The organism is Flavobacterium sp. Leaf82, assembly GCF_001422725.1.
Lineage (GTDB): Bacteria > Bacteroidota > Bacteroidia > Flavobacteriales > Flavobacteriaceae > Flavobacterium.
The window spans coordinates 285,191-306,451 of record NZ_LMMA01000034.1 but is presented as its reverse complement, the minus strand read 5'-3'; the positions used below and the strand labels follow the sequence as shown (position 1 = coordinate 306,451).

Here is a 21,261-nt window from a genome sequence, read left to right as displayed (position 1 = left end):
TTAAGCCCGCCTGCGCAGATGGTACTGCAGTTATGTGGGAGAGTATGTCGTCGCCTTTCTTTTTAAAAACCCTGATTCCAAAGAATCAGGGTTTTTTGTTTTATAATAATTTGTGTTTTTGACCCTCTTTTTATAACTCCTAAATTATATCCCATTTAGTATAAAACTTTAGTAAATGGATCATCATGAATTACATTGTACTACAGCTGAGATTGCTGACAATTTGTATAAAGCGAGCTCTGAGAATCGGTTATTTGAAAAATACTAAAGCATTATCTCGATTAAGTGATTGTCAAAGAAGTAATAGAATCAAATTTCTTCTTATTTATCGATTTATTTTGAAATAATTTGGGTTGAAATTAATATTAGTCATTTCGTTCAGATTTTATATATTAGATTCCAAATTTTAATTGACCAGTATTATGAAAATTTATATTATAATTTTATTGCTTTTAGGATTTTCTTCTAATGCTCAAAAGCAAGATGTTCAGAAAAGTATTGAGATTTTTTTTGAGGGATTTCATCAAAGAGATACGGTGAAAATACAATCTATTTGTTCTTCTGACATTCTTTTGCAGTCTATTAGTGAGAGTGTGACGAAAGGAAATAAACTATCAGATGAAAAAGCGGAAGAATTTTATAAATCGATTGCTTCAATTCCGTCAAGTATGAAATTTCAGGAAAAAATATTAAGTTATAATGTTCAAATTGATGGTACAATGGCTCATGTTTGGGCACCATATGAGTTTTATTTGAATGATAAACTCAGTCATTCCGGAGTAAATATGTTTACATTATTTAAAGAAAAAGATATCTGGAAGATTATTTATTTGATAGATACAAGAAGAAAATAGTTCTTAAATAACTTCTGTTAGATAATAATGACAAATGTCGGTCAATAAACATTCTTCACATTTAGGTTTTGGTCTGCATGTTTCTCTACCTAAAAACGATATCGCCATTCCAATTTCAGACCAAATTGATTTCGGAAGTACTTGCATAAGGTCTTTTTCGACTTTATTTCCGTCTTTACTTTCTTTTATGATTCCAATTCTTGGTGCAACTCTAATAATATGTAAGTCTGCAATAATTCCTTCGGCAGGTTTACCTGTTTCTCTTAAAATAACATTTGCAGATTTTCTGCCGATTCCTTTTAGAGCTGTTAAACCTTGCATCGTTAAAGGAATATCTTCATCATTTTTAATAGTTTGAGCAATTTCTAAAAGCCATCCTGCTTTTGTAGGATAGTTTCTAACTTTACTTATATAAGGTTTAAAGGTTTCAATATCAGTTTTAGATAAACTTTTAAGGGTTGGAAACTTCTCAAATAAAGCTGGAGAAATTGTATTGATATTTGCATCTGAATCCTGAGCGGATAAAACTACCATAACCAATAGCTGATAGGTGCTTTTATATTCTAATGGATGTGTTTTTCCTTTATATTTTTTTAAAATGGGTTTTAATTTAGTTTCCCAATTTGATGTTTCTCCAAATAAATCCATTCTTATTTCATTTTAAATTAAACGATACAAATATAACTATCACAAAATTAAGTACTTTTAATGAAATCAATGATTTTTTTTATTACATTTTGATTGCCCAAAATTTTTCTGTGACCTAGGTTATCAGTCAAAAATAAAGTTCCGTTTTGTAGATATTTATGAATATGAATTCCGGCTTTTACGGGAACCTCAGGATCATGATTGTCATGAATGACAAGTGTGGGAACTTGAACATTTTGAGCTGCTCTGTAAGCGGAAAAATCATTCATTTTTAGTTGATATTTGTTCTCAAAATAATCGCGTAATCTAGTACTGATTTCAGGTTTTAAACCTAATTTAGAAATAAATTCGTCAAGAATGTCTTGTACAATATCTCCACTTCCAATGATGATGGCTTTTTTTACTTGTAGACCATCTTTAATCGCATTTAAAACTGACATACCACCTAATGAATGACCAATCGCAATTTCAAATGGTCCATATTGTTTTTCGATTTCTAAAATCGAAGCAATAAATTCAGACATTATGGTGGTTTTGCCTTCTGATTTTCCATGTGCAGGAGCATCGAAACTTATAGTTGAATAACCATTTTTTAGAAGTTCATCCGCAATTTTAAATAATTGTGTACCACGACCTGACCATCCATGAACTAATAAAATTTTCTTTTCACTTTTTCCGTATTCATATGCAACAACACTTTTATTAATTGCAGGAACAAAGATTTTTTTTTGAATACTATTTTGTTCCATTTCTAACTCTCTTTTCGGAAGCTTATGTTTTATTGGAGTTGTGAAAAGTTTTACAGCAAATGAAGTCACTAATTTAACCGAGATAAAAGCGAGTACTTTACTGTATATTTTAATTATCTGTGGAATTTTTAAAGATTGCGTAGGATTATTTGTCTTTTTTGCCATATCAATAAATTTTTTCTGAAGCCTTAATTTTACTTATTTTTTCCTAAATTTAGGAAACATAAAAGTAGCATAATAATGTATGCTTGCTAAAAAATAATTTACAAATTGGTTTTAATAATTCATTTACAAATTTCTACATGGAGATATTTCATATAAGTGCAGAATGTTATCCTATGGCCAAGGTTGGTGGTTTGGCTGACGTTGTAGGAGCATTACCAAAATACCAAAGAAATGCAGGTCATCAGGTTTGTGTTGTTGTTCCTTGTTATGATACTTTATTTAAAAAAGAAAATGACTTTGAAAATGTGTATTCGGGAACTGTAAAATTGGGGAATTTTGATTTTCCATTTAGTGTATTAAAGGAAACGACGGATAAGTTAGGTTACGAATTATATCTGATAGAAATTAACGAATTGTTTAATCGTCCAAATGTTTACGGGTACGAAGATGATATAGAGCGTTTTGTATCTTTTCAGATAGCAGTTTTAAATTGGATTTCCAGTAGGGAGACTGTTCCTAATGTTATTAATTGTCACGATCATCACACTGGATTAATTCCTTTTTTGATTAAATATGCTTATAAATATGAAAATTTAAGAACCGTAAGAACTGTAATCACCATTCATAATGGTTTATATCAGGGTTGGTTTGGTTTTGATAAATTAAATTACTTACCAGAATTCGATTTGATTCATGTTGGATTTTTGGACTGGAATAATTCTATTAATTCATTGGCGGTTGGCATTAAATGCGCACACGCTGTTACAACGGTCTCGCCAAGTTATTTAGAAGAAATTAATTTTTATGCAAATGGTTTAGAATCTTTATTTAATTCTGTGAGGAATAAGTCCAAAGGTATTTTAAATGGTATTGACATTGAAGTTTGGGATTCATCTAAGGATAAAATGATTGTCGAAAACTATACTATAGAAACTTTAGATACTGGTAAACAAAAGAATAAGGAAAAACTTTGTGAGCAGTTTGAGTTGGATCCATCGAAACCTTTATTCAGTTTTATTGGTCGCTTATTTGAAGAAAAGGGTGGAGATTTATTACCTCAGGCTTCAGCATTGGCTTTGTCTGAAAATTTTGAAAATATAAATATTTTGATTTTAGGATCAGGAAACAAAGTTATAGAAGAACAATTACTGCAGTTAAGAAATGATTACAATGGAAATTATAATGTTTTTATAGGATATAATGAAGAATTGGCACATTTGATTTATGCAGGATCTGATTATATTTTAATGCCGTCGAGGGTGGAACCTTGTGGATTGAATCAGATGTATGCTCTGAGATATGGCACTGTTCCTATCGTAAGAAGAACTGGAGGTTTAAGGGATACGGTTATTGACTTTGGTGATAACGGAAATGGGATTTGTCATGACCAGGCTTCGGTTGGAGACATTTGTTATTCTATAAATCGTGCTGTAAAATTGTACAATGATAAAATAAATTTTAATAAAATAAGAAAGACAGGAATGGCTATTGATCATTCCTGGGAGAGAGTTTGCCAAGAATATATTGAGATATACAACCTAATAATTGAGAAAAATGAAATTTAAAAAGAAAAATGTAGTTGCTATTATTTTAGGAGGAGGACAAGGATCACGTTTGTTTCCATTAACAGAAACCAGATCAAAACCAGCGGTGCCAATTGGCGGAAAATATAGATTGGTAGATATTCCTATTTCAAATTGTATCAATTCTGATATCTTTAAAATATTTGTTTTGACACAGTTTAACTCAGCATCTTTAAATGCACATATTAAAAATACCTTTAATTTTAGTATTTTCAGTCAGTCTTTTGTTGATATTTTAGCGGCAGAACAGACTCCGGATAATCCAACCTGGTTTCAGGGAACGGCAGATGCTGTTCGCCAATGTATGTCGCATTTTTTAAAACACGATTTTGATCACGCTTTAATTCTTTCTGGCGATCAATTGTATCAAATGGATTTTAATGAAATGCTGGAAGCTCATATTGCTGCAGATGCAGAAATTTCTATTGCTACTTTGCCTGTAAATGCTAAAGACGCACCTGAATTTGGAATCTTAAAAACGTGTCATGAAAGTTACGTAGAAGCTTTTATAGAAAAACCTCATGCATCACTTTTACCGGAATGGGAATCTGAAGTAAGCGAACATATGCAAGAGAAAGGTAAAAAGTATCTGGCTTCAATGGGAATTTATATTTTCAACCGTCAGTTGTTAGAAGATTTGATGGCAGATCCTGAAACGAAAGATTTTGGTAAAGAAATTATTCCGCAAGCTGTAGGGAAACATAAAATTTTAAGTTACCAATATGAAGGATATTGGACAGATATTGGGAATATCGAATCCTTTTTTGAAGCTAATATTGGTTTAACAGCTGACATTCCAGAATTTAATTTGTTTGATAACGATAATAAAATTTTCACCAGACCAAGATTATTACCTCCGTCAAAATTTAGAAATTCGATTATTAATCAATCCTTAATTTCTGAAGGATGTATTATTAACGCCAAAGAAATTAAAAGTTCTGTAATTGGTATTCGATCAAGAATTGGTACAGGTACAGAACTGGAAAATTGCTATGTAATGGGGAACGATTTTTATCAGGATCTGGATGAAATGAATCATGAAAGTACGATCAATAAGATACATGTTGGAATAGGTGAAAATTGTTTTATAAAAAATGCTTTAATTGATAAAAATGTTCGAATAGGAAACAACGTTCATATTAATGGAGGAAAACATTTAGACAATTTTACAAATGAATTATACAGTATAAAAGATGGTATTGTAGTTATAAAAAAAGGAGTTGTCCTGTCGGATAATTTTAGAATTGAATAAAATATTTAAATTTAATTTGTTGCCTTAAAAACCAAATATGAATAAAGTTATCACGCATTCTCTATTTACTGATTTTGATATTGATTTATTCAAAGCAGGGAAACACTTCAGGTTATATGAAAAATTAGGAGCGCATTTAGTTGAAGTTAACGGAGTAAAAGGCGTTTATTTTGCAGTTTGGGCTCCAACTGCAGAATCTGTTTCGGTTGTTGGCGATTTTAATTACTGGACACAAGGCGAACATTTATTGCAAGTGCGATGGGATTCTTCCGGAATTTGGGAAGGATTTATTCCTGCTGTAGAAAAAGGAGCACTTTATAAATATAAAATTCAATCAAATATAAATGGAGCTGTAACTGAAAAAGCAGATCCGTTTTCTTTGTATTGCGAAAAACCACCACATACAGCTTCGGTTGTTTGGGATCTGGATTATAATTGGAAAGATGATAATTGGATGCAATCCCGTAAAGAGAAAAATGGTCTTGATAAACCTTATTCTGTTTATGAAGTTCATTTAGGTTCGTGGAAACGTGCAGAAAATAATAGGTTTTTAACCTACTTAGAATTGGCAGAAGATTTGGTGACGTATGTAAAAGAAACGGGTTTTACGCACGTAGAATTTATGCCAATTATGGAGTATCCTTATGACCCGTCTTGGGGATATCAATTAGCCGGATATTTTGCTCCCACTTCTCGTTTTGGAAAGCCACAAGATTTTATGGTTTTGGTTGATAAATTGCATCAGGCAGGGATTGGAGTGATTTTAGACTGGGTTCCATCACATTTTCCTGATGATGCACATGGATTAGGCTTTTTTGACGGATCACATTTATACGAACATCCGGATCGCAGGAAAGGATATCATCCGGATTGGAAAAGTTTGGTTTTTAATTACGGACGTAATGAAGTACGAGCTTTCTTGATTAGTAATGCAGTTTTCTGGTTACAACATTATCATGCTGATGGTTTGCGTGTTGATGCCGTAGCTTCGATGTTGTATCTTGATTATTCGAGAGAAGAGGGAGAATGGGAACCTAATATTTATGGAGGAAGAGAAAATCTCGATACGATTAGTTTTCTTAAAGAATTTAATGAAGTAATCTATGCTAATTTTGATGGAGTTCAAACCATTGCTGAAGAAAGCACCTCTTTTCCTATGGTTTCCAGACCAACTTTTACAGGTGGTTTAGGTTTTGGAATGAAATGGATGATGGGCTGGATGCATGATACTTTAAAATACTTTCAGAAAGAAACGGTTTATCGAAAGTACCATCAAAATGATTTGACTTTTTCAATGACGTATGCTTTTACAGAAAATTTTATGCTTCCGTTTTCGCACGATGAAGTAGTGTACGGGAAAAAATCTATTGCTAATAAAATGCCGGGTGATGAATGGCAGAAATTTGCTAATTTAAGATTGTTGTACGGTTATATGTTTACACATCCCGGAACAAAGCTGCTTTTTATGGGTTCTGAGTTCGGACAAAGTGATGAATGGAATTTTGAAAAAAGTTTAGACTGGCATTTACTGCAATATGATTATCATTCAGGAATTAAAAAAGTAATTACAGATTTAAATCAACTTTATAAATCACGTCCTGCATTGTATGAAAAGCAATTTACAGGAGAAGGTTTTGAATGGATTAATTATTCAGATCACCAAAATGCTGTTTTGTCTTATATCCGAAAAGGAAATGACTCTAAAGACGATTTAGTTATCGTTTGTAATTTCACACAAGTAATGCGGGAGAATTATAGAATAGCGATTCCACAAAAAGGTAAATTAGAAGAGATTTTTAATAGTGATGCGACGATCTACGGAGGAAGTGGAGTAGGAAATTTTAAAAACTTAAAAACAGAAGCAATACCTTATGATGGAAGACAATATTCTGTTGAATTAATATTACCTCCTTTAAGTGTGACTGTTTATTCTTTTGTGTAAATAATAATTATTTTTTACCAATACCAATTTATCAGTTTAACGTTTTTAAATTATTGAATTGTCTGTTTTTAGACATCAATTTTAGCACTCATTCAGAAAAAACGTTTTCGTGAATAAACCTTATATTGATAGAGCTTTATATGGTTTTTTTGTATGTTTGAAACAGAGATTAGCGTTAAAATAATTAATTCATTAGCGATATGATTACAAATACATCATTAGAATACAAAGGCGATTTGTATCCATCAAAAATTGTCTCATATGAACATGAAGGCGATTCGATTTTTTTTAATACTGATAATAAAGTAATCTTAAAAGTTACTATTCTCAGAGACAGTTTGATTCGGTTTCGCTTTACGACAAAAGGTTATTTTAGTAATGATTTTTCATATGCAATTGATAAGACCCAACTTCACGGTTATAATTTTTTAGAACTTACAGAGGAGGAAACTTATTTCCAGATCAGAACCAGTAAAGTAAAATGTAAAATTCAGAAAGCAGATCTTCGTTTGTCTATTTATGATTTGAACGATCTCTTAATTCTTGAAGATGAACTTGGTTTTCACTGGGAAGAAAGTTATGAATACGGAGGAAACATTGTAAAAATGAGCAAATCATCAAAAGATGGTGAATGTTTTTATGGTCTTGGAGATAAAGCAACCCAAATGAATCTTAAAGGCAAACGATTAGAAAATTTTGCAACTGATCAATATGCTTATCAAAAAGATCAGGAACCTTTATACAAAGTTGTTCCGTTTTATATTGGACTGCACAACAAACAATCTTACGGGATTTTCTTTGATAATACTTTTAGAACTTTCTTTGATTTTTGTCAGGAAAGAAGGAACGTTGCCAGTTTTTGGGCTGAAGGCGGCGAAATGAATTACTATTTTATTTATGGACCACAAATGCAGGATGTGGTCACGACATACACAGATCTTACAGGAAAACCAGAATTGCCACCTTTGTGGGTTTTGGGATATCATCAATGTAAATGGAGTTATTATCCAGAAAGTAAAGTAAAAGAAATTACTTCAAAATTTAGAGAATTAAAAATTCCCTGCGATGCGATTTATCTGGATATTGATTATATGGAAGGGTTTCGATGTTTTACCTGGAATAAACAATATTTTCCGGATCCAAAACAAATGGTTGCAGATTTAGCCGAAGACGGTTTTAAAACAGTTGTCATCATTGATCCAGGAATTAAAATTGATAAAGATTACTGGGTTTATCAGGAAGCATTAGAAAAAGATTATTTCTGTAAAAGGGCAGATGGACCGTATATGAAAGGTAAAGTCTGGCCGGGAGAATGTAACTTCCCAGATTATACAAATCCCGCAGTAAGAGAATGGTGGGCAGGTTTATTTAAAGAATTAATTTCAGATATTGGCGTAAAAGGAGTTTGGAATGATATGAACGAACCTGCAGTTATGGAGGTTCCAAATAAAACTTTCCCAATGGATGTTCGCCACTCTTATGACGGAAATCCTTGTAGTCACAGGAAAGCCCATAATATTTATGGCACACAAATGGCGCGAGCGACTTATCATGGAGTAAAACGATTTACCTATCCTAAACGACCGTTTGTAATTACAAGATCAGCCTATTCAGGAGCACAACGATATACATCATCCTGGACAGGAGACAATGTAGCAACTTGGGAGCATTTATGGATTGCCAATATTCAGGTTCAGAGAATGAGTATTTCCGGAATGGGATTTACAGGTTCTGATATTGGTGGATTTGCAGAACAGCCTACAGGCGAATTATATGCACGCTGGATTCAGTTGGGTGTTTTTCATCCGTTTTGCAGAACGCATTCTTCAGGAGATCATGGCAATCAGGAACCTTGGGCTTTTGATGAAGAGGTTATTAATATTACCAGAAAGTTTGTAAGCCTTCGTTATCAATTATTACCATACTTATACACGATGTTCTGGCAATATATTGAAGAAGGAATTCCTATGCTAAAACCATTGGTTTATTACGATCAGGATGATACTCAAACGCATTATCGTAATGACGAATTTATTTTTGGAAATCAAATTTTGGTATGTCCAATACTTGAACCTAATGCTGTAGGCAGACGTATGTATATACCAAGAGGTGAGTGGTATAATTACTGGACAAATGAATTTTATACTGGTGGAAGAGAAGTTTGGATTGATACCAAATTCGATGAAATTCCGGTTTTTATAAAAGCAGGTGCCATAATACCAAAATATCCTGTTCAGCAATATGTAGGTGAACTTGAATTTGATGAATTAACATTGGATCTGTATTTTAAAAATGGTAAAGAAAAATCTGTTGTGTATGAAGATGCACAAGATGGATATGATTATAAAAAAGGACGTTATAGTTTTCTGTCTTTTAGAACGATAGGTAAGGAAAAAGAGTTAATTGTTCAGCTTCATAAAGAAGGTAAATATGATACGCCATACACGAAATATAAAATCAATTTGATTGGATTGCCGTTTAAAGTTGCTGAAATTGAAATTGACAACGAAAAAATAGAATTTGATAGAATCAATTTTGAAGAAAATGGATTCTTAATAGTTGATAAAGAGTTTAATGAACTCCATATTATTGGTGAATAAGTAAATTCTGATAGCTTTTTGAAAAATTATATAAATTAATAAGATAATAATAATTGTATTTTTGTGTGTGTTAAAAAATTAAATATCATGAAAAAACATTTATTCTTAGGGATTTTCACAGCTGTTTTACTTGTTGGTTGTGCAACAAACCCTGTTACAGGAAAGAAAAATTTGAACTTTGTTTCGAACAGCGAATTGTTTCCGTCGTCTTTTCAACAATATAATGCTTTTATAGCAGAAAACAAGGTTATTACAGGTACTGCAGATGCTAAAAGAGTAGAAACAGTAGGTTCAAGAATTAAAACTGCTGCCGAAAAATATTTGACTTATCTGGGACAATCACAATATTTAAGTGATTACAGATGGGAATATAAATTAGTAGAAAATAAAGAAGTAAATGCATGGTGTATGCCAGGAGGGAAAATCGTGGTTTATTCCGGGATTTTACCAATAACTCAGGACGAAGCAGGTTTAGCTACTGTAATGGGACATGAAGTTTCTCACGCATTAGCCAATCACGGTGCACAAAGAATGAGTGCAGCACAATTGCAACAAATTGGTGGAGCGGCTCTAGGAGCAGCAACAAGTGGAAAATCTGAATCAACTCAGCAAATTTTTGCTCAGGCTTACGGATTAGGTTCTGAAGTAGGAGTAATGTTGCCATTTAGCAGAAGTAATGAAACAGAAGCGGATAAAATAGGTTTAACACTTATGGCAATTGCAGGATATAATCCAGACGATGCTATTGCATTCTGGACTAGAATGTCAGCAAAATCCGGAGGAGCAGGAACACCTGAATTTATGAGTACACACCCATCTGACGCTACGAGAATTGCGAACATTAGATCATTAATTCCAGAGGCAAAAGCAATGGCTTTAAAAGTTGGTGTTATTCGCTAAAAATATTTATCATTTTGATTTAATTCAAAGATGATTTTAAAAGCTATTCGCTACGGTGAATGGCTTTTTTTATGAGCTGTAATTTTAAAAGTTTATAATTTATTAATATACGATTTGTCAAATTTGTATTTGATTATGATAAAAAAGAGATAAATTCGTAGCCTGTTAACAAAACCATTTCTATGAAAGATTTACAAAAAGGAGATAAAAAATTATTAAACGCCTGGGCATTTTACGATTGGGCAAATTCAGTTTATACACTTACAATTGCATCAGCAGTATTTCCTATTTTTTATGAAGCTTTATTTTCAGAGCGTGATCACTACATTGATGTTTTTGGCATGCATTTAAAGAATTCGGCTTTAATTAGTTTTATTACAGCAATTGCGTTTTTAGTTGTTTCTATTATATCTCCATTTTTATCAGGTATTGCTGATTATGTTGGTAATAAAAAATCCTTCATGAAATTTTTCTGTTACATGGGAGCTTTATCCTGTATGGGCTTGTATTGGTTTGATCTTGATAATATTTATATTGGCCTGATGTTCTACTTTTTTGGTTTATTGGGATATTGGGGAAGTTTGGTTTTCTACAATTCTTATTTACCGGATATTGCATTTGAAGAACAACAGGATAAAATAAGCGCCAAAGGATACTCATTAGGATATATTGGAAGTGTAATTTTATTAATCATCAACTTAGCGATGATCATGAAACCAAAACTTTTTGGAATTAGCGGTACAGATGGCGAAGCAGCAATGAAAGCGATGCGATATTCATTTGTGATGGTAGGAGCGTGGTGGATAATATTTAGCCAGTATACCTATTACTATTTACCAAAAGGAAGAAAAGAAACCGGCGAAAAACTAACAAAATCTGTTGTATTTAATGGATTTAATGAGTTGAAGAAAGTTTGGGCTTTATTACAGGAAAATATACCGTTAAAACGTTATTTAGGAGGTTTTTTTGTTTCAAGTATGGCAGTACAAACGGTATTGCTTGTGGCTACATATTTTGGGGCTCAGGAAATTCAGTGGGAAACTAAAGAAGAAGGGACTATTGGGTTAATTATTTCTATTTTACTAATACAATTAATAGCTGTTGCCGGTGCTGTAATAACTTCACGAGCATCTGCAAAATTTGGAAATATCCCAACTTTAATCTTTATTAACTGTATTTGGGTAGTATTTTGTGTGATTGTTTATTTTATTTATTTACCAATTCATTTTTATATAGCAGCCACTATTGCAGGATTTGTCATGGGAGGAATTCAGGCATTATCACGCTCAACTTATTCAAAATTATTACCGGAAACAGAAGATACAGCTTCATTTTTTAGTTTTTATGATGTAGCTGAAAAAATAGGAATTGTAATAGGAATGTGTGTTTACGGTATTATCGATCAAATTACAGGGAGTTCACGCTCAGCAATTGTAATTTTAGGGATATTCTTTGTAACTGCTATTTTCTTATTACGCAGAATACCAAAAAAGGCACTTTAAATTAATAAAGTGCCTTTTCGGGGATTAATTTGTCGAAATACGACAAACTTATTTTGATTGATGATCGTAATTTTTAGAATTCTTTTTTATTCTAATTGATATAATTATGCTTTTGATATACTACCGGAACCTGAAACTTTTACGTCTCGTTTTTCAGGATTTCCTGTGTATTTGATATCTCCGGAACCTGCAATTCTCGCCGTTAAGCTTTCGATACAATTAACACGACTGTTTCCGGATCCAGAAACATTAACATCCGCTTTTTTTGCTTTTAGATTTGTAGAATCAATATTTCCTGATCCTGCAAGTCTGGTAATTAAGCTTTCTGAGTTTCCTTTTAAATGTATATTTCCTGAACCGCTTAGATTTAATTCTAAGTTGTTTGAATCTACATCTAAATTAAAGTTTCCTGAACCGGCTAGTTTTGCTGAAAATTTGTCATTTTTAATAACATCTTTAGAATTGATATTTCCGGAACCTGATAGACTTACTTCTGATATTTTTTGGAACGGAACTGTAACTTCAATTTTTTTACCAATACTGGATCTTATATTCGTACCTCTTTCAACATAAATTTTCAGGGTATTATCTTCGACTTCGACTTTTACGGCAGCAACCAGATTCTCTTCACCTTTAATAATGATTTTGCCTTCTTTGCCAGCTACTAAATCTACATCAAATGATCCCGATACTTTTATTACATCATAATCAGATGTCGTTCTTGTTTCAGAAACTACCTTACCGTTTCCTTTAATCTTGTTATTGTCTCCTTGTGCATTCGCAATAGCGCTAATTAATAATGTGCTAAAAACGAATATTTTAACTAGTTTTTTCATTGTTTGATTGATTTAAAGTTGTTTTGATTGATTATGATTTTTATTGTTTTTTAGTTAATATCACATTTCCGTAACTGGAATTGATAACTACTTTATTCTGTCCCTTTTTCTTATTATATCCGCTTATTTTTTTTGTGTTGCTTTTAACTTCGCTGACTAAAACATCTAGAGAGCTATCATTTTTAATGCTTCCGTATCTGGTATTTATGTCAAAATCAAAAGAATAATTTGTATTATATCCCAATGAAATGTTTGTGTATCCGGTGTTTAGGTTTACATTCTTTGGTTTTTCATTCAATGATTCTACATTGATTTTAGAATAGGTAGCATCAATATTTAAATCTTTAGAAATTTCGGCAATAGAAACAGTTAGATAATTTCCGGTACCTGCGAGCGAGTTTATTTTCTGAAATTTAAAAGTTCCGTAACTCCCCTGGTATTTTATATTTTGTCCTTCCTGCAAACTAACATTTGTGTAATTTGCATCAAGATTTAAGTTACCTGATTCGTTTATTTTTATGCTGGAGTAACGCGCTTCGATATTTCCGCTTTTAATATAATCAATGGTTGAATTTTGACTGTATCCAATATCAATTCGATTACTGGCTCCATTTAACTGACCAATAATAATCTTACCGTATTTGCAGGCAATATCAGTCGCAGACTCTAAATTTAGCGTCGTTATGTTTCCGTATTTATTGTTAAGTTTTACAGATCCGTTTTTTGGAATTTTGACAACATAGTTAATTTCGAAACTATTACTGCTCCCTTTACTTTTCAGCGATGAACTCGCAATATTAGTTACCGCAGAAACCATTGCTTTCAAAGCCGTAATATTTACATCAATACTGTTCAGTTTTTCGTTTACCCAATCTTCATTTGCTCCTGAAACCTTAATAGTGATATCCAGATCTATCTTGTCTTCATCCCAGGTGCTTACGGTAATATTTCCGTATTTGTTATCAATATCGATTCCGGCATTTGAATTAACGATATAGGTTTTTTTAATGTTTTTTTGTTTTGAAATATATGTGTCATCGTTTGAAAATCCTAAAAAAGGAATCAAAAGAAATAGGATAATTATTTTATAATGTTTTTTCATCAGTAGTGTTTTTAAATTTTTCGTTCTCTTCAATTCTTTCTAAAACCGTTTGTAAAAAAGATATTCTGGTTTGCAGGTTGCTGATCATGGCATAAATAATCTGTTTATTTTCGCCGTTTTTCTGAACCTCTTTTAAAATTTTCTCATAATCGGCATCAAAAACTTTCATTTGTTTTAATGCGTCATTTATGATTTGCTCATTTTCCGGCGAACTTTTTTCTTTTAATTTAACTAGCTCATTATCTATTAAAATACTAAATATCGAATCGGTTCTTTTTGTTTCTTTAGAAGCAAATTTGAATTCCTTGGGTTTTTCATTATAAGTATTAAAAAGCACTGATACTCCTAACAATACTACTATAGAAGCAGCGATTGCCCAAACAGCATAGTTTTTTTTCTTTGGTTGTTTTTTATTTAATTTATTTAAAAAATCAAGCTGATGGTCAGAATTCATTTTTTTGACATCCCACTGATTCTCAAATTTTTCAAATAATTGATCTAAATCGTCATTTTCCTTTTTCATGTATCTAAAATTTATTTTTTAATAGTGAATCACTTATCGCTTTTTTACTTTTGTTTGTGCACAAACTTTTTGTTATTGGCGAGTTCATAATTCTTCTAATTTCTTTCTCAAACTTTCTTTCGCCCTGCTTAATGTTGTTCTGCAATTAGCATAGCTTATATTTAAAATTTCGCAAATCTCTTCCTGATCATAACCTTCTATATAAAAAAGTGTCAAAACCATTCGGTAGCTATCTTTTAAACTTAAAATAGTATCTAAAACTTGTTTCACTTTAAGTGAATTGATATCTATGTTTTCAGAAAAAAAATTGTCATTTTCTTCAATTTTGTATAATGTTTTACTCAAATCCTCGAGCTGAAAAGCATTATTTTTTTTATAAAAGTCAATACTGTAATTGACAATTATTTTTTTTAACCACGCTCCAAACGCTACTTCTTGTTTATAGTCGTTAATTTTAGTAAAAGCCTTAAGAAATCCTTCCTGCATGACGTCTTGTGCAAAATGCTCACCCTTGACAATGCGGTATGCCACATTGTACATTGCTTTACTGTAACGATTGTAAACTTCGAATTGGGCCTTTTGGTTATTCTCTTTACAAAGCGCGATTAATTCTTCGATATTTTGGTTTGTAATACTCAAGTAATGGTTGCTAGTTTTTTATAATGACTTTGCTTTTTTTAATATGTTACACTTTGGATAAAAATAAATGTATTTTTTTTTAAAATAGTTCTGTTTGCTATGTTATTTAGCTTTTAAGATCAAATTTCAAAACTTTCTTTCTTGGTTTTGGCATAATGATTGTCTATTTTTACCGCCTATCTTATAAATGAAACACTTAGTGTAGTTTTATATAAAAGCACTATATCTAAGGATTGATTTGGAGTTAGGATTAAAAATTTAATGACAAAACGACTTATATACTATTATGTCAAACCATAAAATACTCACAATTGACAATCTGTCACTTCAAGAATTTGATTCAGAAGCAGAATTGATTCCATTATTAACTCCAGAAGACGAAGAGGAAATGAACAACGAAGAGCTTCCGCTTTCTTTGCCAATTTTACCTTTACGCAATACCGTTTTATTTCCCGGAGTTGTTATTCCGATTTCTGCAGGAAGAGATAAATCGATTAAATTAATAAACGATGCTAATGCCGGCGGAAAAATCATTGGAGTAGTTTCTCAAATTAATGAAGAAGACGAAGATCCCTCAAAAGATGATATTCATAAAATAGGAACCGTTGCAAGAATTCTTCGTGTTTTAAAAATGCCTGACGGTAACGTTACGGTTATTTTACAAGGAAAAAAACGTTTTGAAATTGATGAAGTTACATCAGAAGAGCCTTATATCACTGCAACGATCAAAGAAGTTTCAGAAGAACGTCCGGAAGAAAATGATACTGAATTTACGGCAATTTTAGATTCTGTAAAAGAATTGGCAATTCAAATTATAAAAGAAAGCCCAAACATTCCTTCAGAGGCTACTTTTGCAATTAAAAATATCGAAAGCCAATCGTTTTTAATCAATTTTGTTTCTTCGAATATGAACTTGTCAGTAAAAGAAAAGCAAGGTTTATTATCGATAAACGGATTAAAAGAAAGAGCTCTGGAAACTTTACGTTATATGAACGTAGAGTTGCAAAAATTAGAATTAAAAAATGACATTCAGTCAAAAGTTCGTTTTGATTTAGATCAGCAGCAAAGAGAATATTTCCTTCATCAGCAAATGAAAACCATTCAGGAAGAATTGGGAGGCGTTTCGCAAGAGGAAGAAATGGACGAAATGGGACTGAAAGCCAAAACCAAAAAATGGGACGAGAAAACGCAAAAACATTTCGAAAAAGAATTATCAAAAATGCGCAGAATGAATCCACAATCGCCTGATTTTGGAATTCAGCGTAACTATTTAGAATTGTTTTTAGAATTGCCCTGGGGCGAATATTCTAAAGATAAATTTGATTTAAAACATGCTCAGAAAATATTAGATAAAGATCATTTTGGACTTGAAGAAGTTAAGAAAAGAATGATTGAACACTTGGCAGTCCTTAAACTTCGTAACGATATGAAATCGCCAATTATATGTTTAACAGGACCTCCGGGAGTTGGTAAAACATCGATTGGACGATCAGTTGCCGAAGCTTTAGGACGTGAATATGTTCGTATTTCGTTAGGTGGTTTACGTGATGAAGCAGAGATTCGCGGACATAGAAAAACATATATTGGTGCAATGCCGGGAAGAATTATCCAAAGTCTGAAAAAAGCGGGAACATCAAACCCAGTTTTTATACTAGATGAAATTGATAAACTTTCAAGCGGAAATAGCGGTGATCCGTCTTCGGCTTTACTGGAAGTTTTAGATCCGGAGCAAAATAATGCTTTTTATGATAATTTCCTCGAAATGGGATATGACTTATCTAAAGTAATGTTTATTGCTACCTCTAATAATATGTCTACAATACAACCTGCTTTGCGTGACAGAATGGAAGTGATTAAAATGTCAGGTTATACAATTGAAGAAAAAGTTGAAATTGCAAAAAGACACCTTTTTCCAAAACAATTAGAAGCACATGGTTTAACAGCTAAAGATTTGATAATTGGTAAAAAGCAATTAGAGAAAATCGTAGAAGGTTATACGCGTGAATCCGGTGTTCGTAATTTAGAAACTAAAATTGCTCAGGTAATTCGTAACGCTGCAAAATCAGTTGCGATGGAAGAGGAGTATAACAAAAAAGTAACTGACGAAGATATTATTAAAGTTTTAGGCGTACCAAGACTAGAACGTGATAAATATGAAAATAATGATGTTGCCGGTGTTGTTACAGGTTTAGCCTGGACAAGCGTTGGTGGTGATATTTTATTTATTGAATCATTAATATCCGAAGGAAAAGGTTCATTGACCATTACTGGAAATTTAGGTAATGTCATGAAAGAATCAGCTACAATTGCTTTAGAATATATCAAGGCAAATGCTAAGAAGTTAGGATTGGATGTTGCTTTATTTCAAAAATACAATATTCACTTACACGTTCCCGAAGGAGCAACGCCAAAAGACGGACCAAGCGCGGGAATTGCAATGTTAACTTCTTTAGTTTCACTATTGACTCAAAAGAAAGTTAAGAAAAGCCTTGCCATGACAGGTGAAATTACACTTCGTGGAAAAGTTTTACCGGTTGGAGGTATAAAAGAAAAAATTCTGGCTGCAAAAAGAGCTAATATTAAGGAGATTATTTTGTGTCATGAAAATAAAAGTGACATTGATGAAATTAAAGCAGAATATCTGGAAGGCTTAACTTTTCACTATGTAAAAGAAATGAGCGAAGTTCTGGGATTAGCTTTGACAGATCAGAGTGTGAAGAACGCAAAAACACTGAAATAACTTCATGCAAAACCTATATTTTTAAAAATCCAAATTCCAATTTCTGGCTTCAGAATGGGGTTTGGATTTTTTTTATTGTAATTTAATTTTTAATTTATTTTATAAGTTATATAATTTTATCTTCGCAGTTGCGTTATTCCCATATAGGAATCGCCCCAAAAGCATGTTAAAACGATTTGTTTTACTTTTTATTATGTTAGTTTGTTCGATTTCTTTCGGACAAGTTGGAGGACGTTACACCTATCAGTTTCTTAATTTAACGACTTCGCCAAGGCAGGCAGCGTTAGGAGGGAAGACAATAACAATTTATGATGATGATGTTAATCAGGTAATGTCAAATCCGGCAGTTTTAAATGAAGATATGGACAATCACCTTGCGATGAATTATGGTAGTTACTACGGAGAAGCTTCTTACGGAACGGCTTCTTATGCCTATACATACGACAGACACGTACAAACTTTTTATGCGGGTGTAAGTTATGTAAACTACGGATCCTTTGAAGGTTACGACGAAAATGGTCAGGCAACTTCAGATTTTACCGGTAGCGAAGGCGCATTATCACTGGGATACGCTTATAATATTCCTTATACAGATATACATGTTGGGGCAAATGCGAAGTTAATAACTTCAACTCTAGAAAGTTATAATTCGATTGGTGGTGCAATTGATGTGGGAATTATGTATGAAATTCAAAAAAATAATGTAAATTTGGCCCTGGTATTTAGGAACATTGGTACACAATTTACTACTTACTCAGGAATACAAGAGAATTTGCCCTTTGAAATCATTGCCGGTGTTTCGCAAGAATTAGAACATGTTCCTATTCGTTGGCATCTTACTTTAGATAATTTGCAACAATGGAAAGTTTCTTTTTCGAACCCCGTTCGTAGCGAAACCAACATTGATGGATCAACAAGTGAGGAAAAAGTTTCATTCGTAAATAATGCTTTAAGGCATGTTATTTTTGGAGTAGAACTTTTCCCTAAGAAGGCATTTAATTTGCGTTTGGGATATAATTTTAGAAGATCTGAAGAATTAAGAATTGACGAACAGCGTAATTTTTCAGGAGTTTCATTAGGATTTGGGTTAAAAATAAATAAGTTAAAGTTTAATTATTCGTATTCGAGATATACATTGGCAGCTAATACAAGTCTTTTTGGTCTAATTTTAAATTTTCAATAATTATATGAAATTATTTAGTTTATTGTTGTTTATGACTTTAGGTGTTTTAACGGGTTCAAAACACTATTATAAAAATGAAACTACTATTACCAGTCTAGAAATAGAAAGGATAAATACTAGAGTATCCGAAATAAGAAACATGATTAGTATTGATCCTAAATACAATACTAAAATTGCTTTTTTTGTTGACATGAGAATCCCTTCAGGGAAAAATCGTTTTTTTGTTTATGACTTAGTAAACAATAAAATATTAGATCAGGGATTAGTAGCACACGGTTCCGGGTCTGAAACAGGAGTTAAAGGAAGTTTGAAATTTAGTAACACGCCAAACTCTAATTGTACTGCATTAGGAAGATATGCTATTGGTAAATGTTATAAAGGCGGATTCGGAAAAGCATATAAGTTAAATGGTCTGGATGAAACTAATAATAACGCCTTGTCAAGAGCTATTGTTTTACATTACTATTCTGCTGTTCCTTATGATGAACAAGATTATTATATTAGTAATAGTCATGGATGTCCAATGGTTAATGAACAATTCTTCAAGAGAATAGAAAAGTATATTGATACTTCAAAATCAAATATTATTCTGGATATTTATTATTAGTAGACTTTACTGAGTACTTTATTTGCTTAAAATGCCATTGCTATAGTTGTGAATGGTAACGTCTGTTTTGCCTTTATTTTAAATTAGTTTTGAATCCTTTATATTAGTATGAAGAAGATCTTTTTTGTTTTTCTTTTAATACTGACGCTTGTTTTTGGGTATAAAATTATTTTCAGGACTGATACTTTTTTGCCTGAGGAAAAAAGTATAGACATTTCTCAGATCAATGCGGTGAAAAAATTGGTAAACAGCAATTCAAAATACAATAATAGAATAGCTTTTTTTATTGATATGAAAATAGCTTCGGGTAAGAATCGATTTTTTGTCTATGATCTAAAACTAAATAAGATTATCGATAAAGGATTAGTTGCTCATGGTTCTGGTTCTGAAACCAAAATAAAAGGGAAATTAAAATTTAGTAATGTCCCAAATTCTTTAAGTACTTCACTAGGAAAATATTCTATTGAAAACCATTACACCGGTAAGTTTGGAAAAGCTTACAAATTGTACGGATTAGATACAACTAACAGCAATGCCTTTATTCGGGATATTGTATTTCATTATTATTTTGATGTTCCATATAAAGAACAGGATAACTATATTTGCAACAGTTACGGCTGTCCAATGGTGAACAAAAGATATTTTGACCGAATCGCTGCACTAATAGATCACTCAAAATCAAATATCGTGATGAGTATTTATTACTAAAACCTTAATTGTATAAAAATTTAAAATAAAAAAAATTGAAAAATATTACCATTGCAATTGATGGATTCTCATCAACAGGAAAAAGCACTTTAGCAAAACAATTGGCAAAAGAGCTGGAATATGTTTATGTAGACACCGGAGCAATGTATCGAGCTGTGGCATACTTTGCAATGCAGAATCAATTTATAGGCGCTGATTTTTTTGATAAAAAAGCTTTAACCGAAACTTTGCCCAAAATTCAGTTAGAGTTTAAATTTAATGCTGAATTGGGTTTTGCCGAAATGTATTTGAATGGTGAAAACGTCGAAAAACAAATTAGAACGATTGAGGTTTCTAATTTTGTAAGTAAAGTAGCAGAAGTTTCAGAGGTGCGTTCTAAATTAGTGGAACAGCAGCAGGAAATGGGGAAAAACAAAGCTATTGTTATGGACGGAAGGGATATAGGAACAGTTGTTTTTCCGGATGCAGAGCTTAAAATTTTCATGACAGCAAGTGCAGAAACCCGCGCTCAAAGGCGTTTTGATGAACTTCAGCAAAAAGGCGATGATGTATCTTATGAAGATGTTTTGAAAAATGTTGTCGAAAGAGATTATATAGATACACACCGTGCAGATTCTCCTTTAGTAATTGCAGATGATGCAATTGAAATAGATAATTCTTATTTAAGCAGGGAAGAACAGTTCGCAGCTGTTTTAGAATTAGTAAATGATGTTGTAAAAACGAATTAA

At 32.1% G+C, this 21,261-nt stretch carries 18 protein-coding genes; 12 read left to right on the top strand and 6 right to left on the bottom strand.

Going from position 1 to position 21,261, the window contains the following annotated elements:
- The first annotated feature begins 422 nt into the window (after positions 1-422).
- On the top strand, positions 423-854 hold the full coding sequence (locus ASF10_RS21065) for a 3-methyl-2-oxobutanoate hydroxymethyltransferase (RefSeq protein ID WP_056253761.1): 432 nt from the start codon (positions 423-425) through the stop codon (positions 852-854).
- A gap of 3 nt (positions 855-857) precedes the next feature.
- Here ASF10_RS21065 and ASF10_RS21060 read toward each other — a convergent pair whose 3' ends face one another.
- Both ASF10_RS21060 and ASF10_RS21055 read right to left on the bottom strand, forming a co-directional pair.
- The gene (locus ASF10_RS21060) at positions 858-1,502 is read right to left on the bottom strand and encodes an endonuclease III domain-containing protein (protein ID WP_056253758.1); all 645 of its coding nucleotides are present in this window, start codon (positions 1,500-1,502) and stop codon (positions 858-860) included.
- A 47-nt stretch (positions 1,503-1,549) separates the two neighbouring features.
- On the bottom strand, positions 1,550-2,416 hold the full coding sequence (locus tag ASF10_RS21055) for an alpha/beta fold hydrolase (protein WP_056253756.1): 867 nt from the start codon (positions 2,414-2,416) through the stop codon (positions 1,550-1,552).
- A 137-nt stretch (positions 2,417-2,553) separates the two neighbouring features.
- Here ASF10_RS21055 and ASF10_RS21050 point away from each other — a divergent pair, with 137 nt between their 5' ends.
- From ASF10_RS21050 to ASF10_RS21025, 6 genes are all read left to right on the top strand, one after another.
- Positions 2,554-3,981 carry a glycogen synthase gene (locus tag ASF10_RS21050; RefSeq protein WP_056253753.1) on the top strand — a complete coding sequence of 476 codons (1,428 nt, stop codon included), beginning with the start codon at positions 2,554-2,556 and terminating at the stop codon, positions 3,979-3,981.
- Complete coding sequence (locus ASF10_RS21045) at positions 3,971-5,251, top strand: glucose-1-phosphate adenylyltransferase (protein ID WP_056253818.1); 1,281 nt, start codon at positions 3,971-3,973, stop codon at positions 5,249-5,251. The genes ASF10_RS21050 and ASF10_RS21045 overlap by 11 nt, the downstream gene beginning before the upstream one ends.
- A gap of 37 nt (positions 5,252-5,288) precedes the next feature.
- A complete protein-coding gene (gene glgB / locus ASF10_RS21040) occupies positions 5,289-7,193 on the top strand; it encodes a 1,4-alpha-glucan branching protein GlgB (RefSeq protein ID WP_056253750.1) in 1,905 nt (634 codons plus the stop codon).
- A 200-nt stretch (positions 7,194-7,393) separates the two neighbouring features.
- Positions 7,394-9,793 (top strand): glycoside hydrolase family 31 protein, encoded by a 2,400-nt coding sequence (locus ASF10_RS21035; RefSeq protein ID WP_056253747.1) that lies wholly within the window; start codon positions 7,394-7,396, stop codon positions 9,791-9,793.
- An 87-nt stretch (positions 9,794-9,880) separates the two neighbouring features.
- Positions 9,881-10,693, top strand: coding sequence for a M48 family metallopeptidase (locus tag ASF10_RS21030; RefSeq protein WP_056253746.1), 813 nt, complete (start codon positions 9,881-9,883; stop codon positions 10,691-10,693).
- A gap of 182 nt (positions 10,694-10,875) precedes the next feature.
- Positions 10,876-12,195, top strand: a complete 1,320-nt coding sequence (locus tag ASF10_RS21025; protein ID WP_056253743.1) for an MFS transporter — start codon at positions 10,876-10,878, stop codon at positions 12,193-12,195.
- A 104-nt stretch (positions 12,196-12,299) separates the two neighbouring features.
- Here ASF10_RS21025 and ASF10_RS21020 read toward each other — a convergent pair whose 3' ends face one another.
- From ASF10_RS21020 to ASF10_RS21005, 4 genes are all read right to left on the bottom strand, one after another.
- The gene (locus tag ASF10_RS21020; RefSeq protein WP_056253740.1) at positions 12,300-13,031 is read right to left on the bottom strand and encodes a head GIN domain-containing protein; all 732 of its coding nucleotides are present in this window, start codon (positions 13,029-13,031) and stop codon (positions 12,300-12,302) included.
- A 40-nt stretch (positions 13,032-13,071) separates the two neighbouring features.
- The gene (locus ASF10_RS21015; protein WP_056253736.1) at positions 13,072-14,133 is read right to left on the bottom strand and encodes a hypothetical protein; all 1,062 of its coding nucleotides are present in this window, start codon (positions 14,131-14,133) and stop codon (positions 13,072-13,074) included.
- Positions 14,117-14,656, bottom strand: a complete 540-nt coding sequence (locus ASF10_RS21010; protein ID WP_056253734.1) for a hypothetical protein — start codon at positions 14,654-14,656, stop codon at positions 14,117-14,119. The genes ASF10_RS21015 and ASF10_RS21010 overlap by 17 nt, the downstream gene beginning before the upstream one ends.
- Before the next feature lie 84 nt (positions 14,657-14,740).
- The gene (locus ASF10_RS21005) at positions 14,741-15,295 is read right to left on the bottom strand and encodes an RNA polymerase sigma factor (protein ID WP_056253732.1); all 555 of its coding nucleotides are present in this window, start codon (positions 15,293-15,295) and stop codon (positions 14,741-14,743) included.
- A 286-nt stretch (positions 15,296-15,581) separates the two neighbouring features.
- Here ASF10_RS21005 and lon point away from each other — a divergent pair, with 286 nt between their 5' ends.
- The 5 genes from lon to cmk all read left to right on the top strand — a co-directional run bounded on the left by lon (position 15,582) and on the right by cmk (position 21,261).
- Positions 15,582-18,035 (top strand): endopeptidase La, encoded by a 2,454-nt coding sequence (gene lon / locus ASF10_RS21000; RefSeq protein ID WP_056253728.1) that lies wholly within the window; start codon positions 15,582-15,584, stop codon positions 18,033-18,035.
- A gap of 163 nt (positions 18,036-18,198) precedes the next feature.
- Positions 18,199-19,218, top strand: coding sequence for a type IX secretion system protein PorQ (porQ, locus tag ASF10_RS20995; RefSeq protein ID WP_056253725.1), 1,020 nt, complete (start codon positions 18,199-18,201; stop codon positions 19,216-19,218).
- A gap of 4 nt (positions 19,219-19,222) precedes the next feature.
- On the top strand, positions 19,223-19,825 hold the full coding sequence (locus tag ASF10_RS20990; RefSeq protein WP_056253722.1) for a murein L,D-transpeptidase catalytic domain-containing protein: 603 nt from the start codon (positions 19,223-19,225) through the stop codon (positions 19,823-19,825).
- Between the two features lie 108 nt (positions 19,826-19,933).
- Entirely contained in the window at positions 19,934-20,533 is a 600-nt protein-coding gene (locus ASF10_RS20985; protein WP_056253720.1) for a murein L,D-transpeptidase catalytic domain-containing protein, read from the top strand.
- A gap of 35 nt (positions 20,534-20,568) precedes the next feature.
- Positions 20,569-21,261 (top strand): (d)CMP kinase, encoded by a 693-nt coding sequence (gene cmk, locus ASF10_RS20980; protein WP_056253717.1) that lies wholly within the window; start codon positions 20,569-20,571, stop codon positions 21,259-21,261.